The sequence below is a fragment of the Acidobacteriota bacterium genome (assembly GCA_016196035.1).
In the GTDB taxonomy this organism is placed as follows: Bacteria; Acidobacteriota; Blastocatellia; order RBC074; family RBC074; genus JACPYM01.
The window spans coordinates 69,368-83,432 of sequence record JACPYM010000015.1 but is presented as its reverse complement, the minus strand read 5'-3'; the positions used below and the strand labels follow the sequence as shown (position 1 = coordinate 83,432).

Annotated in this window: 12 protein-coding genes; 1 reads left to right on the top strand and 11 read right to left on the bottom strand. The window is 58.2% G+C overall.

Annotated features, from left to right (window positions below):
• Positions 1 to 170: 170 nt before the first annotated feature.
• From HY011_05295 to HY011_05270, 6 genes are all read right to left on the bottom strand, one after another.
• On the bottom strand, positions 171 to 3,458 hold the full coding sequence (locus HY011_05295) for a hypothetical protein (protein MBI3422333.1): 3,288 nt from the start codon (positions 3,456 to 3,458) through the stop codon (positions 171 to 173).
• Positions 3,451 to 3,837, bottom strand: coding sequence for a type II toxin-antitoxin system death-on-curing family toxin (locus tag HY011_05290; protein MBI3422332.1), 387 nt, complete (start codon positions 3,835 to 3,837; stop codon positions 3,451 to 3,453). The genes HY011_05295 and HY011_05290 overlap by 8 nt, the downstream gene beginning before the upstream one ends.
• Entirely contained in the window at positions 3,837 to 4,079 is a 243-nt protein-coding gene (locus HY011_05285; protein ID MBI3422331.1) for a hypothetical protein, read from the bottom strand. Before HY011_05285 ends, HY011_05290 begins: the two co-directional genes overlap by 1 nt.
• Positions 4,080 to 4,148: 69 nt before the next feature.
• On the bottom strand, positions 4,149 to 4,382 hold the full coding sequence (locus tag HY011_05280; GenBank protein MBI3422330.1) for a hypothetical protein: 234 nt from the start codon (positions 4,380 to 4,382) through the stop codon (positions 4,149 to 4,151).
• A 38-nt stretch (positions 4,383 to 4,420) separates the two neighbouring features.
• Entirely contained in the window at positions 4,421 to 5,173 is a 753-nt protein-coding gene (locus HY011_05275; GenBank protein ID MBI3422329.1) for a response regulator transcription factor, read from the bottom strand.
• Positions 5,174 to 5,198: 25 nt separating this feature from the next.
• Positions 5,199 to 5,801: a hypothetical protein gene (locus tag HY011_05270; protein MBI3422328.1), complete on the bottom strand. Its 603-nt coding sequence runs from the start codon at positions 5,799 to 5,801 to the stop codon at positions 5,199 to 5,201.
• A gap of 178 nt (positions 5,802 to 5,979) precedes the next feature.
• Between HY011_05270 and dacB the strand changes: the two genes are divergently transcribed.
• A complete protein-coding gene (gene dacB, locus HY011_05265) occupies positions 5,980 to 7,584 on the top strand; it encodes a D-alanyl-D-alanine carboxypeptidase/D-alanyl-D-alanine-endopeptidase (GenBank protein ID MBI3422327.1) in 1,605 nt (534 codons plus the stop codon).
• Between the two features lie 79 nt (positions 7,585 to 7,663).
• On the opposite strand, the gene HY011_05260 is transcribed toward dacB, so the two are convergent.
• The 5 genes from HY011_05260 to HY011_05240 form a co-directional block, all read right to left on the bottom strand.
• On the bottom strand, positions 7,664 to 8,992 hold the full coding sequence (locus HY011_05260; GenBank protein MBI3422326.1) for an acetylxylan esterase: 1,329 nt from the start codon (positions 8,990 to 8,992) through the stop codon (positions 7,664 to 7,666).
• Between the two features lie 148 nt (positions 8,993 to 9,140).
• Positions 9,141 to 10,553 carry an alpha-L-fucosidase gene (locus HY011_05255; GenBank protein ID MBI3422325.1) on the bottom strand — a complete coding sequence of 471 codons (1,413 nt, stop codon included), beginning with the start codon at positions 10,551 to 10,553 and terminating at the stop codon, positions 9,141 to 9,143.
• Complete coding sequence (locus HY011_05250) at positions 10,550 to 11,404, bottom strand: sterol desaturase family protein (GenBank protein MBI3422324.1); 855 nt, start codon at positions 11,402 to 11,404, stop codon at positions 10,550 to 10,552. The genes HY011_05255 and HY011_05250 overlap by 4 nt, the downstream gene beginning before the upstream one ends.
• A 9-nt stretch (positions 11,405 to 11,413) precedes the next feature.
• A complete protein-coding gene (locus HY011_05245) occupies positions 11,414 to 12,721 on the bottom strand; it encodes a thiol-disulfide isomerase (protein ID MBI3422323.1) in 1,308 nt (435 codons plus the stop codon).
• 374 nt (positions 12,722 to 13,095) lie between these two features.
• Positions 13,096 to 13,914: a hypothetical protein gene (locus tag HY011_05240; GenBank protein ID MBI3422322.1), complete on the bottom strand. Its 819-nt coding sequence runs from the start codon at positions 13,912 to 13,914 to the stop codon at positions 13,096 to 13,098.
• Positions 13,915 to 14,065 lie beyond the last annotated feature (151 nt).

Below are 14,065 nucleotides of genomic sequence, written 5' to 3'. Positions count from 1 at the left end.
TTGCATTGATTACGCTGCTGCCTGCGCGAATGGATTGGCGCAGTCTTTGGAGTGCGTGCGGCACAGGCCGCCGCTTTGGTATGCCCTCTGTGAGTTGAAGGATGAAGGGTGTACCAAAGCGGCGGCCTGTGCCGCACGCACTCCAAAGATGCTTGCGCGTCGAAAGAACATCAACGCACCACAACGCGCTGCTGCACCGTAAACCGACAGCCCGGGGCGGCGGCCTGCCAGACGACCTGCGCGCCGATCAGGTTGGCGCGCGAGCGGATATTGGCGATCCCGTGCCCGGTCACGTGCTCGCCCGCTTCACCAGCGAAGCCCACGCCGTCATCGCACACTTCGATCAACAAATCAGTGCCCTGCTCCGCGCGCACGTTCAAGCGCACGTGGCGCGCCCGGGCATGGCGACAGATGTTGTTAAGGGCTTCCTGCACGATGCGGTAAAGCTGAATCTCTTCGGTCGCCGAGAGGTGCAGGCGTTCTTCCAATTCCGGTTCGCAACCGAATTCATAGGCGAATTTTTCCGGCGCGGGCAAATGCGCCACGGCATCGCTCAGCGCCCATTCCAACGCGGGCAGAAAGCCGATGTTCGCCAGCACCGACGGGCTGAGGTCTTCGCAAATGTGGCGAATCTCGTTCGAGATGCTCTCAATCTCGCGTCGCAACACAGCGGGCGTGGGCGCGGCGGCTTGCCCTTCCAAGCCGCCGCTTTCGGCTTTCGGCAATTGATCGGTCAGCACCAGCAAATGACGCAAATCGCCCAGCGTCTGGTCGTGCAAATCGCGCGCGATGCGGGCGCGCTCGGCTTCGGTTTCGTTCGCCAGCCGGATGCGCATGGCCTGCAATTCGGCGTTCGTCTTTTCCAGCGACGTATTGCTGAGCGTCAAGCGCTGCCGTTGGCGCAAGATCAACAGCGCCCCCGCCAGGGTCGCGACCAAACCAATTGCCAGCAACACCGTCGGCCAGGGGAAGGGCGCATTTTGCACGCGCAGTTTCAGGCTGAGCGGCGCGGAATAAACCAGATCGCGGCTGATGGCGCGCGCCATGATGGTGTATGGCCCCGTGCGCAAATTCTCGACGGCGAATTGCGCGTCCGGCGTTTTGAAGGTGCGCGCTTCGCTGCCATCGCGACGCTCGATGGTGAATTCGTATTGGAATTGCCCTGGAAAAGTTCTTCCCCCCAAGGCTGCGACTTCGAGCAGGAAGTTGCGCTGCGTCGCGGGCAGTGCCAATTCAGCCAGCAACGCATCTGGTAAATAAATTTCATTGGCGACCAGACGGCGCACTTCCAGATGCGGCGGCGCGCTGCTCGGTTGATGCCGCACGACGCCGCGATTCGTACCAATCCACAAATGCTCGGCATTCGGCTGCGCGGCGATGGCAAAAACCTGCGAAGAAGCCAAGCCCTGTTCAGTATCAAAGCGAATCGAAACATCTTCGGCGGGCAAATATTTGATCAGGCCGCTATTGCGCGTCCCGCACCAAACGATTTCGCGGCCCTCGGCATCGCGTGTGAGTTGCAAAGCGAAGACTTGGGCTTTATCCCTGGGCAAAATGCGGCGAATGTCGCTCCCCTCACGCACATAAAGCCCTTTGCTGGTGCCGAGCCAGACTTGCTTTGCGCCAATCGCAACCGCACGAATGGCAATGTCGGTGGCGATGTTGGCTTCGCCGTATGGGTCATTCAATCTGCGTATGGCGTTGAGATCAATCGCTGCGAACTCCGCTCCATCGTAGCGCCACAGTGCATCCATCTCGGTGCCAATCCACAGCGCCTGTTCGCCCTCTGGCGTCAGGCAAAGGGCGGCGCTTAGCGACGGTTCGCGCTTAAGCCAGGACACAGTTTTGTCTGGCATCAGACGCGCCAGCCCGCGTTCATAAACCGCGACATAAAGCGTCCCACGCCAATAAGCCAACGCCCGCACACTCTCGCGCGTTGGTGGCTGAGCGTCAGTCGTAGCAGCAGCATTTGTTTGATCTTCAAGCGCTGCGGGCGCAGTAGTAATGGTGGCAGCTTCACTCACTGGTTGCAGCGGCACGCGCTCGAAGACCGTGCGGCCAGCGGCTTTTTGAAACAATCCGCTGCTGGTGCCCGCCCAAATCACGCCCGCGTTTTCTTGCAACGCATAAACCGCGCGCCCCTGCACTTCCGGGACTTCGCTCCACGGTCCTAAATCGGCGCCCGCGTTTAACCGGAACAGGCCACGATTAGTGCCGCACCAGGTTTCGCCATCCGCCGCTTGCAACATCACGCGCACGAAATTGCTCTGCGCCCGCTCGCTTAACACCGCCGCCCGAAAGCTCTCGCGGTCGTAGCGGCACACGCCACGTTCTGTGCCGAACCAGATGATGCCTTCGCGGTCGCGGTATAGCGCCGTGATGCGATTCGCGCGCAAACCGCCGCCCGTGTTTTCAAAGGTCAGATGCTCAACTACCTGCCCATTGCGCAACAGGAACGCGCCCTGCGCAAAGGTGCCCACCCAAACATCGGCATCTTTGCCAGCAAGGCCACCGTGAAGAGCCGTCACGGTGCCCGTTGCCAAGGGTTGCCGCGTCACACTACCGTTTTCATAGAGCCACAGCCCCGGCGTTTTGCCACTTTGTTCGCCCAGCCAAACTTTATTACCCGCGGCAAAGACCGCGTTGAGGTGATAGGGACGCGGCGGTTGCAAGACCAACTCCCGCAGTTGTTCGTTGGGTTGGCCGGTCAGATTGTGATGAATCATCGCCCCACGACCGCCAGAACCGATGAAATAATCGCTATTGGACGCGGCCGCCACGCAGGTCAGATTCAACGGAGCCAAATGTCGCTCGCCTTCGCTATCGGCTTGCTCGCCCAGGCTCAGCAACCGGTGATTGCTGGCGTCCAATTTGCCCGCGACGAACTGGCGCGGTTCGGCCACCTGGCTGCTCGGCTGATCCGCGGCATTCAACGCAAAGCGCAGCAATTCGCCCTGGCTGGTCACAGCCACAACAGCGTCATTCGCCGCCGCCAAGCCATTGATGGCGCGCCCACGTGTCTCTTCCAACACGGTCAACTGTTCATTGTGCCAACGCGCCGCTCCGCTTTCGGTGCCAATCCACAACGCGCCGCGCGCATCTATCGCCAACGCCAAAATCCGCCGCGAAGGCAATACGCTTTCCTGCGCAAAGGCCTGCGTATTGCGCCCGTCGTAGCGCACCAAGCCATTGTCAGTGCCGATCCAAATGGCTCCGCTTTGGTCTTCGATGATGGCACGCACGCGGTCGGAGGGCAGGCCGTGGAAGAGCGTGACGGCGCCCCAGCGATGCAGATTGAGAGTGGCGTCATCAGTTTGCGGAGGTAGTGATGAAGATAGGTTAGGTTCTTCTGCAACAACTGAACTGTTTGGTAATTGAGTTGCCGTCGCGACGAAGGTGGCAACCAGCAAGAGGCAGATTTTCAGTGAAATCGAATGCTGCACAACACTTTTAGGCAAGCGACGTGATCCATTGTGCGAAGTATTGTTCCGCTTCAGCGCGGCTGATGCGACTGTCCGCGATGCCCAGGCAAAGCGCTTCACCTTCGGCCTCTGGCACAGTCAGAATCACGCCGTTCATTTCGAGAAAGAGCAGCGCCGCGCCCCAGGCAATGCGTTTGTTGCCGTCAATGAAAGCGTGGGCTTGTGACAAGTGATAGGTGTAAGTCGCCGCACAAACCGCCAAGTCGGCCCCTTCATAAGCATAGCGGTTTTGCGCTGCGGCCAAAGCCGATTCCAATGCGCCCTGATCGCGCAAACCATGCGAACCGCCATAACGTTCAATCTGTTTGTGGTGGAAAGTGAGGATGTTTTTTAGCTCGGGGAAGCTGACTTCCATTATTGCGGGCCTTCGGCAAGACGGCGAAATAGGTTGTCATGACGATCCATGATCGAATCCATCATGGCTTCAAGGCGCACATCATTTTCGACGGCCTCGGCCACTGGACGCACGGTGAGTGAGCGGTCGTTCAACGCAATCTCGATTTGATCGCCGACACCGACGCCAATCTGCCGCAGCAATTCCGGCGTCAGCGTGAACGCCGCCGTCTCGCTAATGGTGACAATCTGAGTACCTGTCATAACGTCCTCCAATTGGTTTGGATAAGCTCACTAGGCATTCTAACGTGGTCAGGCTGATTGGCAATAGGATTATGCCGCCGGCCATTGCGCGAGGCGACGATAGACTTCGCCCCGTTTATCCCACAGGTAGCGCATCCGCGCATCCATCAATTGTTGCGCTTCTTCGTCTGCTGCCCAGCGGCTGACTTTTTCTGCCAGCGCGATCCGCAGGTAATCATCAGCGGACAAACCCAAACTGGTGGCGGCGCGCTCGGCTTGATTCAACAATTCATCGGGCATTCGCACTTTGATGATGTAATCCATGATCTCTTCCTCCGAGGGCGATGATATAGCAATTCGCGCTATTTTTGTTCTGTCGCAAACTTCTTCCGATCCCGCGCCAGCCACTGTTCCAACTGCTCGCTCGCCTTCGCCAATTCATCCTGATTCAACAGCCCGCGCCGCAACGCCTCGAAATAAGCCCGCGTGCGAATGTTGAACGCCAGTTTGTCGTAGCCCTCATCCGCCGTCCCCGCCGCATCCGCCGGCAACAGCTTTTCATAGAGCGTGGTCAAACGGCTCTCGACGCCGCGCAAACTGAGATGGCACTTGCGCGCGATGGCCCAATTCGACAACCCCAGCGCGAGGTAATACAAGGCCTCGGCCTCGAAATCGGTCAGCAGCGGTTGCGTGAAGGCGTCCTTGAAATTCGGATCAATCATATCCGCGCCGTCTTCGAGCACGGCGGCGACGAAGCGCAGGAAGCGGCCTTCGGGATTGTTCTTGTCAATGAAACCATAGGCGGGCGGCGGCTGGACTTGCCGGACGAGCTTGCGGATTTCATTGATGTAAATCTCGTGCGGGAACTGCGTCCAGAAAATGATGCGCGCCGTAGGGAAGCCTTTCCAGATGGCGCGCGCCGCTTTGACGCCCGACAAGCCCGGCATCTGGATGTCGAGCACACACAATTGCGGACGCTCGGCGAGCGCCAACTTAACGACGGCCTCGCCGTCGCCCGCTTCCAGAATCGGGGCGTAAGCGGCGAACTCGCGTTCGAGCAGTTCGCGCAGATAGGCGCGTTGGGCGACGTTGTCTTCGGCAATCAAAATTGACATGGGTTGGATTGTAGGCGACGCGCCGTCAGATCGTCCAAACGTTGTGGATGACGGCAACCAGATACCATTTTCCATCATGCTCCTCGAACCCCAGACAAAGACTCGTCCAATCCTGCGCGCCCGTTTCCTCTGTGTTGGAAAAATGAAAAGTCATAAACACAGCGCGCGGATAAACCTCCGCCACGTTGTTGGGCATCGTCGTGCCGCCGAAAACGACCTGGTTGTAAAACACCTGCGGGGCGCGCAGAAAATCGCGGTCGTACACACGGCGCGCGACGTATTGCAGCCCGTTGAGTTTGATGGTCTCGCCCGTTACATCGTCTTCGCCCCACGCATTGCAGCGACGGTCAGTGAAGAGCCGCGCTACTTGCTGCCTAGTCAACCTGCGCTCCCGTTCGACCAGTACGTGGCCGTAGGGAGAAAAGCGCACGCCTTTGGTGGGATGCGTCAAGGCCGCCAGCGTCGAGGCATCGCGGTATTTGAAAGCACGCAAGGCGCTTCGTGCGCGTGACGCCAACATTTGCTCTGCCGGCGACTGCGCCAACACGTCAAAGGGGATGAGCACCGTCAGCAAAATGAAAACGACGTGCGCCTGGCAGGTAAAACGACGGTGATTGATGTGCAACATTGCAGCCTCCTGATTGGCACTTCCTTGAACTCACGTTATGCTGCGTGGCGTTTCGCTCGCCACACACCATTGCCAGCATAGGGCTAGGGGCGGCTGACACACAATGCTTTGCGCCACGTCCGCCAGTGTGGGAAGCCACACGGACGCTGCCGCAACCATCCAACAACTCCGACAATATATGACCAAACAGCAACATCCGCGCTGCATTCTCTGGCTGCTTTGCTTGACGCTCACGACCGCCCAGGTCTGGGCGCAACAAGCCGTAAACGCAACCGCGCCCGCCGCGCCCAAACCCGCCACACTGGCCGAATTGCAAACGCAGATCGCGGCGCTGCTCGATCAACCAAAATTCGCGGCGATGCGCTGGGGCGCGCGCATTCAAACGATCGATACTCAAACCGCTGGCGGCAAAGTGCTGTTTGAACGCGATGCCGAGAAATCATTCACGCCCGCGTCGAATATGAAGCTCTACACCACGACGGCGGCGCTGGATGCCTTTGGGCCGAAGTTCAAAATCAAAACGTCGGTCTATGCGGCGAAACCGGTCAGCAAGCTGGGCGTGCTCAACGGCGATTTAATTTTGTATGGGCGCGGTGATCCCAATCTGTCGGCGCGCTTTGATGCCGAGAATCCGCAGAAGTACGGCGACTTTTATGCCGCCGAAAAGATCGCGGCCATCGAACAGTTGGCCGATCAGATCAAGGCGCGCGGCATCAAAGTCATCACGGGCAACATCGTTGGCGATGACAGCTACTTCGCGGGCGACAAGCTGGGCGTGGGCTGGGAGTGGGATGATTTGCAGTTTTACTACGGCGCAGAGGTCAGCGCGTTGACCGTCAATGACAACGTCATCACCTATGTCGTCACGCCGGGCCGCCGCGTCGGAGATGCGCCCACGATTGCCACGAAGCCGCCGACCAAATTCCCTGTCATCATCAATCGCGCGACGACGAGCGCGAATGGCACGACGCACATCGGCGTCTATCGCCAACTCGACACCAACGTGGTTGAATTCTTCGGTTCGATTCCGCGCGGGGCCAAAGACTTCGAGGTCGAAATCGCCGTGCACGAACCGGCCAGCTTTGCCGCGACCTTGTTGAAAGAGGCATTGCAACGGCGCGGCATTCGCCTGACCGGGCGCGTGTTGCATTGGGACGCCGCCGCGCGCGTGACGAATCCTTTCGACGAAACGAAGCTGACCGAATTGGCGAGCGTGCAATCGCAGCCGCTCTCTACACTGCTCAAAGTCATCAACAAGCCGAGTCAAAACCTGCACACCGAATTACTGCTGCGCCAACTGGGCGGGCCACACGGCGTGTATGAGCTTGATCAATACGGCAAACCGAAACCGACCCTTGACCGTGCCGTCGAAGCACGCAAGCAATTCCTGCAAAAAGCTGGTGTTGAATTGACAGGTTTGAGTTTGCGCGATGGCTCAGGGCTGGCGCGTTCCGATCTGGTGACGCCGCGCGCGACTGCCCGGCTGTTGGAATTCATGATGACGCATCCGCACTTCACCGTCTTCCGCGAATCGCTGCCGGTGGCCGGCTTCGACGGCACGCTGGAACGACGTATGAAAACCACGCCTGCTGAGGGCAACGTGCGCGCAAAGACCGGCTCGTTGACGTATGTGAACGCGCTGTCGGGCTATCTGACGACGGCGCGCGGGCAAGTGTTGATCTTCAGTTTTTACGGCAACAACTACACCAACGGCGGGCGCGAGGTGACGGGCGTGATGGATCAGATTTGCAATTTGCTGGTGGGATTTGAAAGCGAGTTATAAAACCAAAAGCAGGCGTATTCGCTTGTATGTCCGCGAATGCGCCTGCTTTCCCCAAGACGTTCATCTTGGGCCTAGCAAACTACTGCTCGGCCTTGCCCGTCTTCAAAAAGCTCTCCAACCACCGATTGATGCGCTCCATCTGTTCCGGCACGTTGTTGTGCCCGGTTTCCAGCGCCAGCATCAACCGCTTCGGCGCGCTCACCACGTTGTAGGCCGAATACATCGAAGTCGGCGGACAGGTCTCGTCGTTAAAGCCCCACGAATACAAGCCCGGCACTTTCACCCGGCGCGCAAAGTTGACGACATCGTAATAGCCCAGCGTGGCGATCTTCTCTGGCGTGCGATGCGGGCTTTCGCCTTTGGCATCGGCGCGAAACATGTGCGGCCAGCCGCCCGCGCGATTTTTCAGATAGCCGGTCGTATCGGACAGTGCCGGATAAATCGCGGCCAGACCTTTCACGCGTGGGTCGAGCGCCGCCGTCACGATTGTCAAGGCGCCGCCCTGACTGCCGCCGGTCACCGCCAGATGTTCGCCATCCCACTTCGGCAGGTTCACCAGAAAATCGTTGGCGCGCACGCAACCCAGATACACGCGCTTGTAGTAATAGCGGTCGCGGCTCTCCATCCCGAAAGTCTGATAGCCCTGTAACGCGCCCGCACCCAAGGCGTCATAGACGCTTTGCTCCATCGTCACCGGAATGCCGTGAATGCCGATCTGGAAAGTGATGATGCCTTGCTCCGCCAATTCGAGCGCGCCGCGATAGGGCCGCACGCCCGCGCCCGGCACATACAAAAGCGCCGGATATTTGCCCGCCGCGCGCGGTTCGCACAGCACGCCGTAAAGCCGCGAGGGCGCGCTAGCCATGCCGATGTTTTGCAGATTGACGTGATAACAGGCGGTCTTGGCCGTGCCGTAATCAGGCAGCAGCGTGACCTTGGCATCAAGCGGAATTTTGGCGAGCCGCTCTTTGTTGGCGTTCCAGAAGCCGTCAAAATCCGCCGGGTCTTCCATCGTCGGCTTGATCGTTTCGGGCGCAAAGCCCGCCGTGGACAGGCCGCGATACGTCTTGCCGTTGACTACTGCCGTAGCAACACAACGCAGAAAGCCGCCTTCGTTCAGCGTGCCGCCTTCAACCGTGATTTCCGCGCCGGTGAACGCAACCGTTTGTTCGATCTTCGGCGGCATCTGTTCGGGGCCGATGCGATAGGTCAGCTTGGCGTTGGTGACCGGCTGCCCGTCCTGAACGATTGTCATAGTGAATTTGACCGGCTGGCCTGGTTTGTACAACCAATCAGCGTGGTCTGTACGAACACGGACTTGCACAGTGCCAACGCGGTCTTGCGCACGCAGTGGTAAGGCTAAACAAAGAAATGCGATGAAGGTAAAAGCGAATTTCCGAATCTGCATTGTGTGTTCCTTGATGTTTGATTGACGTACACGCGAACAGAAAACGAGATGACGGAACAGACGGAAATAACGGAACAACCAGAAAAGGCCAGGCTGGTTAAATCTTCCGTCTGTTCCGTTATTTCCGTCTGTTCCGTCATCTCTCTTTTCATGGCGCAAGGTATACCGCGACGTTGTTAATCACTGGACAAGCCTTGGCGGCTTCAATCATAAACTTCAGTTTGCTGGTTTTGACCGCCGGGAAACGCAGCAGTCGTTTGTAGCCAATCGTCGTCTCTTGCGCGATGGTTTCATACGCGCCGTTCTGCCAGATTTGCAGCGAGAACTTTTTGACGCGCTGGCCCAGCGCAATCTGTTCTTGCGCCATGAAGCGGTTGAACTCGACTTCCCTGCCGAAATCCAATTCGAGCGCCGCCGCCGTCACACCGTCATCCGTCGCCCAATAACTATTCGCATCGGCATCGGTCGCTTTCGCCGCGCTAAACACGGCGCTGTTGCCGCGCACATTTGTCGCCGTGATTTTGGCGGGCGTCAGCTTGTTGGCGAATTCCCTGTCCAACGCCTGTTTGAATTCGAGCAAACGCCGTTCATCGTTTTCATTGACGAGGCCACGCCGGTCAACGCCAATGTTCAGCAACAGATTCGCGTTGCGCCCGACCGAGCCGTAATAGATGCTCAGCAACTGCTCGACCGATTTCAGCTTCTCGTCTTCGTTCGCGTGATAGAACCAGCCGGGGCGAAGCGAAACGTCGCATTCGGCGGGCAGCCACGTCGTGCCGTTTTCATCCCCGACGTTCAACTGCTTTTCATCGGCGAAGCCTGGAAACGTGCCTTCGTTCTCACGCGGTGACCAGTTGGTTTCGCCTGCAAAGCCTTTCTCGTTGCCAACCCAACGAATGTCCGGCCCCGCGTCGCTGAAGATGATCGTGTTCGGCTGCAAGCCCTTGATCGTCGAGAAAAAGCCCCAGAAATCGTAAACCATGCGCTTCTTGCCATCGTTTGCGCCATCCAGCCAGGATTCAAAGACCGGGCCGTAGTTGCTGAGCAATTCGCGCCATTGCGCTTTGTAAACGCCGTTGTATTTCGGCGTGCCATAGAGCGGATGATTGCGATCCCAGGGCGAGATATACACGCCGAATTTCAACCCAGCCTCCTGACAGGCCGCCGACAAATCCTTCAACACATCGCCTTGCCCGTCACGCCATTTCGCTTGCTTGACCGTGTATTCGGTCGTTGCCGAAGGCCACAGGCAAAAGCCGTCATGGTGTTTGGCGGTGATGATAATGCCGCGCATGCCAGCGGCTTTGACGACGCGCGCCCATTGGCGGGCGTCGAATTGCGTGGGATTGAAATTGTCTGGCTGCGCGCGCCCTTCGCCCCATTCGTGATCGGTGAAGGTATTCATGCCGAAATGCGCGAAGGCATAGTATTCAAGCTGTTGCCAGGCCAGTTGCGCGGGTGAAGGCAAAGGGCCAACCGGTTTCGGCGGAGCTACTTTTGCCGCCGCTGTCAACCATACGACCGCCGCGAAAACCAGCGCGCTAACAAGATATTTTTTCATGGCGTCTTACTGAGTTTGTATTCTTCGGCCCAACCCGGCGGCGCAAACACCTGCTTGAATTTCACCCACAACGAACCCGGCTGCCGCAAATCACGCCAGATGTCCGCCCACAGATGAAAGCCGACATAAAACGGATTGTACGAATGAATCGGATGCAAGATGCCATAACACACCGGCGAGTGTTCTTCGACAAACGAACCGAAGAGGCGATCCCAGATGATGAAAACGCCGCCGTAATTCATATCAATGTATTCGGCATTCGTGCCGTGATGCACGCGGTGGTGCGAGGGCGTGTTGAAGATGTATTCGACCCAGCGCGGCAGTTTGTAAACCAGTTCGGTGTGGATGAAGAACTGATAGGTCAGGTTCAAGCCGTAGATGGTCAGAATCAGCTTCGGCGAAAACCCGAGCAGCGCCAGCCAGACAAACCAGAGCCAGTCCAGCAGGTGTTCCAGCGGCGGCTGGCGCAGGGCGACCGAAAAATTCAGCTTCTCTGACGAATGGTGCGAAACGTGAATCGCCCAGAGGAAGCGGCTGCGGTGGCTGGCGCGATGAAACCAGTAGTAACCTAAATCCACACCTAGAAAGGCTAGTCCGAACGACCACCCGGTGCTGGGCATCCACTGCAATCCATACTGGTAAAACCACCCCAGCCCGGCCACGATGAACAGCACTTTGGCAGGTTCGGTGATCGCGACCGTCAACGCCAGCAGCACGTAATTGGCGAACGAATCACGCGCATCGTATTTCGCGCGAATGCCTTTGCGCTGCCAATACAGCCATTCAAAGGCGATGCTAATAACGAAGGAAATGTAGATGATGATCGTGAGGCCCAGTTCTTCTCTGTTCATCCCCTTACCTTATCGTTCTGCGGATTCACTGGTTACCACGCGCCCTTTCTTCACCTTCAAATTCAATTGCTCATCCACCGACTCCCAAAAGATGCGGCCCTGCATCATCTCGTCGTTGGTGAACTCGCCCCAGTGCACCGTCTGCGTGGCGTCGGGGTTGTATTTGTTCTTAGTGCTGTTGTCATACGTGCCGATGAATTCGACCTGCGTCCCCTTCGGCACCTGAATTGGCTCTTTCAAAATGTAGCTGCGCTGCCAGTTGAAATCGTAATTCGGCACATCAAACAGCGTCTCGCTGCGGCCATCGGGATAAGTGAACCTAAACGCATACGACTTGCCGCGCAGATGCATGTGCACGTGAAAAAAGCGAATCAAGCCGTCGGTGGCAAAAGCTGCTTTTGAAGAGAGCGAATAGTTTGCATCGCCCGGCGGAATCGCCAAATCCTTGCGGTCGCCGAACATCATCCGCAGGTTTTTGTTGACCGTTCCGTCGGCAAAATAAAGCCCAATCGAAGTCGCATCAGTCAGTTCTTTCTCTGACGGCGCGTAGTGAATCTGGATGCCGAAGCGCATGCCTTTGGGAATCTTCACGGCAGTGCCAGCGGGCAGCAATACGTCGTTGGTGCCGGGTACCCAACCTGAAATCATCACGGTGCCGTTCTTGCCGGGTTGAAAATCGGGGCCGAAATAACCTTCGGCGGGCGCGATAACGTTGGGCGGCACGAGGTGCGTGTTGGCGTGATGGACGGCTTTGGGATTGCCCGGATGCGTGACGATGGAACTCAGCCAGGTGTCTTCGGCAAAGACGTGATCGAAGACAAAAAACACATACTTATCTTTCGAGTTCGCTTTTACCGTATAGGCCTGCCGCACCTTCAACACCAAATCCGGCTGGCCCAACTTCCAATCGTTTTTCCAGGTCAACGGCGTGGGCGCGTCTTTGGCATTGCCTTTGGCTGCGCCGCCGTCTACCCATTGCGTGATCGTCGCGATTTCAGCGTCGGTCAAGCGCGGATCGTCCAGATAGCGGCCCACCGCGCCGGTCGCGTGAAAGGGCGGCATCTGGCGGCTGACGACTTTCTCTTTGATCGCCTTGGCCCAGGGGCGCGCCGCTTCATAACTGGTGAAGGCCATCGGCGCCGCGCCGCCCGCGTGATGGCATTCTTCGCAGCGTTTTTGCAGAATGGGAGCGGCGTGTTTGGCGTAGGTGACGGCCTCTTTGTTCGCGCTGGCCGCGCTTGAAAAGAACCCTGTCAGCCCCGCACAAAAAACTGCCAGCAGCATTGTCGCGATTTGAAATTTCGTTTTGCTTTGCATCGTCTTGCTTCCTCCACTCAATCAACCGCGGATCAACGCAGACAACCGCGGATCAGGGGGAAAAATCGCAGCAACTCCCACCTTGGATAGAACCTTGAACTATCGTACTCAAGCTGGCGCGCGCCCAGACGTCGGGTGCGCTGGGCCGGAAGCCTTGCGGGACGCCCGTCCATAGACACGTGACGCAATCGGCAGCTAAGCCACTGACGGTCAGTTTCGCCGACTGCCCGACTTCGGCGAGTGAAAGGGTGGAAATGCGCCGCACTTATACCGCCGCGCTCAGCAATCCGCAATCCGTAGTTTATGCGGATTGCTGAGCGCGGCGTCTTTGGCGTGCATGCGGCACAGACGCCGCCAACTTCACGAGGCTTTCTTTATTTGCCCGCCGCATCGGCGTCAAACGCCCGCGTCACAGCCCCGCCCTGTTGCGCTTCGTCATACAGCGCATTGAAGACGCTGCTCCACGGCTTGACGACCAGGCTGCGCACCGCGCCCGTGGGCGTGTAACGCAAGTTCGGTTCGGCGTGCACATACGGCGTCTTGCCGACACGCTCGTTCAGCACCTGCCATTCGGCGTTGAGCGCGCGGCGCAGCGTTTCGCCGTAATAAGCCGTCAGTTCCTGAAACAGCCCAGCATCGGTTTCGCTGCTCAGGTGGTTGCGGCGATACGCGGCGACGAATGAATCCAGCTTGCGCAAGCTGGCGCGCGAATAATCCAGCCGTCCCGTGCGCAAACGCTTTTCCAGCCGCGCCACCAATTGCGGCACCGCTGCAATAAACGCGTTGCCGTCGGGAATCAACCCTTCCAAGGCGTGGCGCGGGCGCTTGTCTTCGTTATAAGCCGCCAGCGAGTCATAGAGCACGCCGTAACCGGGCACGGTCGTCGTGCGCGCTTTGCTACCGGCTTTGCCCGGCTGGTTGGCAACGACCGGGTAAAACAGTTCCAGCACTTGGCCGCCGGCGAGCATTGTGCGCGTGTAAGTCACTTGCTCGCGCCGCAACAGTTTTTCCAGGTCGCCCTCGCGCGCCTCGCCCAGCAATTTTTGGGCTTCGGCAAACGCAAGGCGACGTGGGCCAGCGGCGGATTTTGGGATTGCTTTGGGCGGCACGGCTTGCGGCGTTTGGCTCAACACCGGCACACTTACCCAAAGTAGGCTTAAACAACAACTCAGCAAACGTACTTGGTATGGCATAGCGCCTAAGGCTAGCAGGGGTGACGAAACGGGGCAAATCCAGCTTGGCGATGTAACAAGCCTGGCCCGCTTTGCGAATCGGCCTGCCACGTTCATGGGCAACTGGCAGCGCGTTTCCAGCCAAGCCATCTGGGGCCACACTTCCTGCCTC

Excerpts from the sequence above, each read along its gene's own strand:
- HY011_05270 (MBI3422328.1), bottom strand. The coding sequence starts at position 5,801 with ATGTTGCACATCAATCACCGTCGTTTTACCTGCCAGGCGCACGTCGTT.
- HY011_05240 (MBI3422322.1), bottom strand. The coding sequence starts at position 13,914 with ATGCCATACCAAGTACGTTTGCTGAGTTGTTGTTTAAGCCTACTTTGG.
- HY011_05245 (MBI3422323.1), bottom strand. The coding sequence starts at position 12,721 with ATGCAAAGCAAAACGAAATTTCAAATCGCGACAATGCTGCTGGCAGTT.
- HY011_05285 (MBI3422331.1), bottom strand. The coding sequence starts at position 4,079 with ATGACAGGTACTCAGATTGTCACCATTAGCGAGACGGCGGCGTTCACG.
- HY011_05275 (MBI3422329.1), bottom strand. The coding sequence starts at position 5,173 with ATGTCAATTTTGATTGCCGAAGACAACGTCGCCCAACGCGCCTATCTG.
- HY011_05290 (MBI3422332.1), bottom strand. The coding sequence starts at position 3,837 with ATGGAAGTCAGCTTCCCCGAGCTAAAAAACATCCTCACTTTCCACCAC.
- dacB (MBI3422327.1), top strand. The coding sequence starts at position 5,980 with ATGACCAAACAGCAACATCCGCGCTGCATTCTCTGGCTGCTTTGCTTG.
- HY011_05255 (MBI3422325.1), bottom strand. The coding sequence starts at position 10,553 with ATGAAAAAATATCTTGTTAGCGCGCTGGTTTTCGCGGCGGTCGTATGG.
- HY011_05250 (MBI3422324.1), bottom strand. The coding sequence starts at position 11,404 with ATGAACAGAGAAGAACTGGGCCTCACGATCATCATCTACATTTCCTTC.
- HY011_05260 (MBI3422326.1), bottom strand. The coding sequence starts at position 8,992 with ATGCAGATTCGGAAATTCGCTTTTACCTTCATCGCATTTCTTTGTTTA.
- HY011_05280 (MBI3422330.1), bottom strand. The coding sequence starts at position 4,382 with ATGGATTACATCATCAAAGTGCGAATGCCCGATGAATTGTTGAATCAA.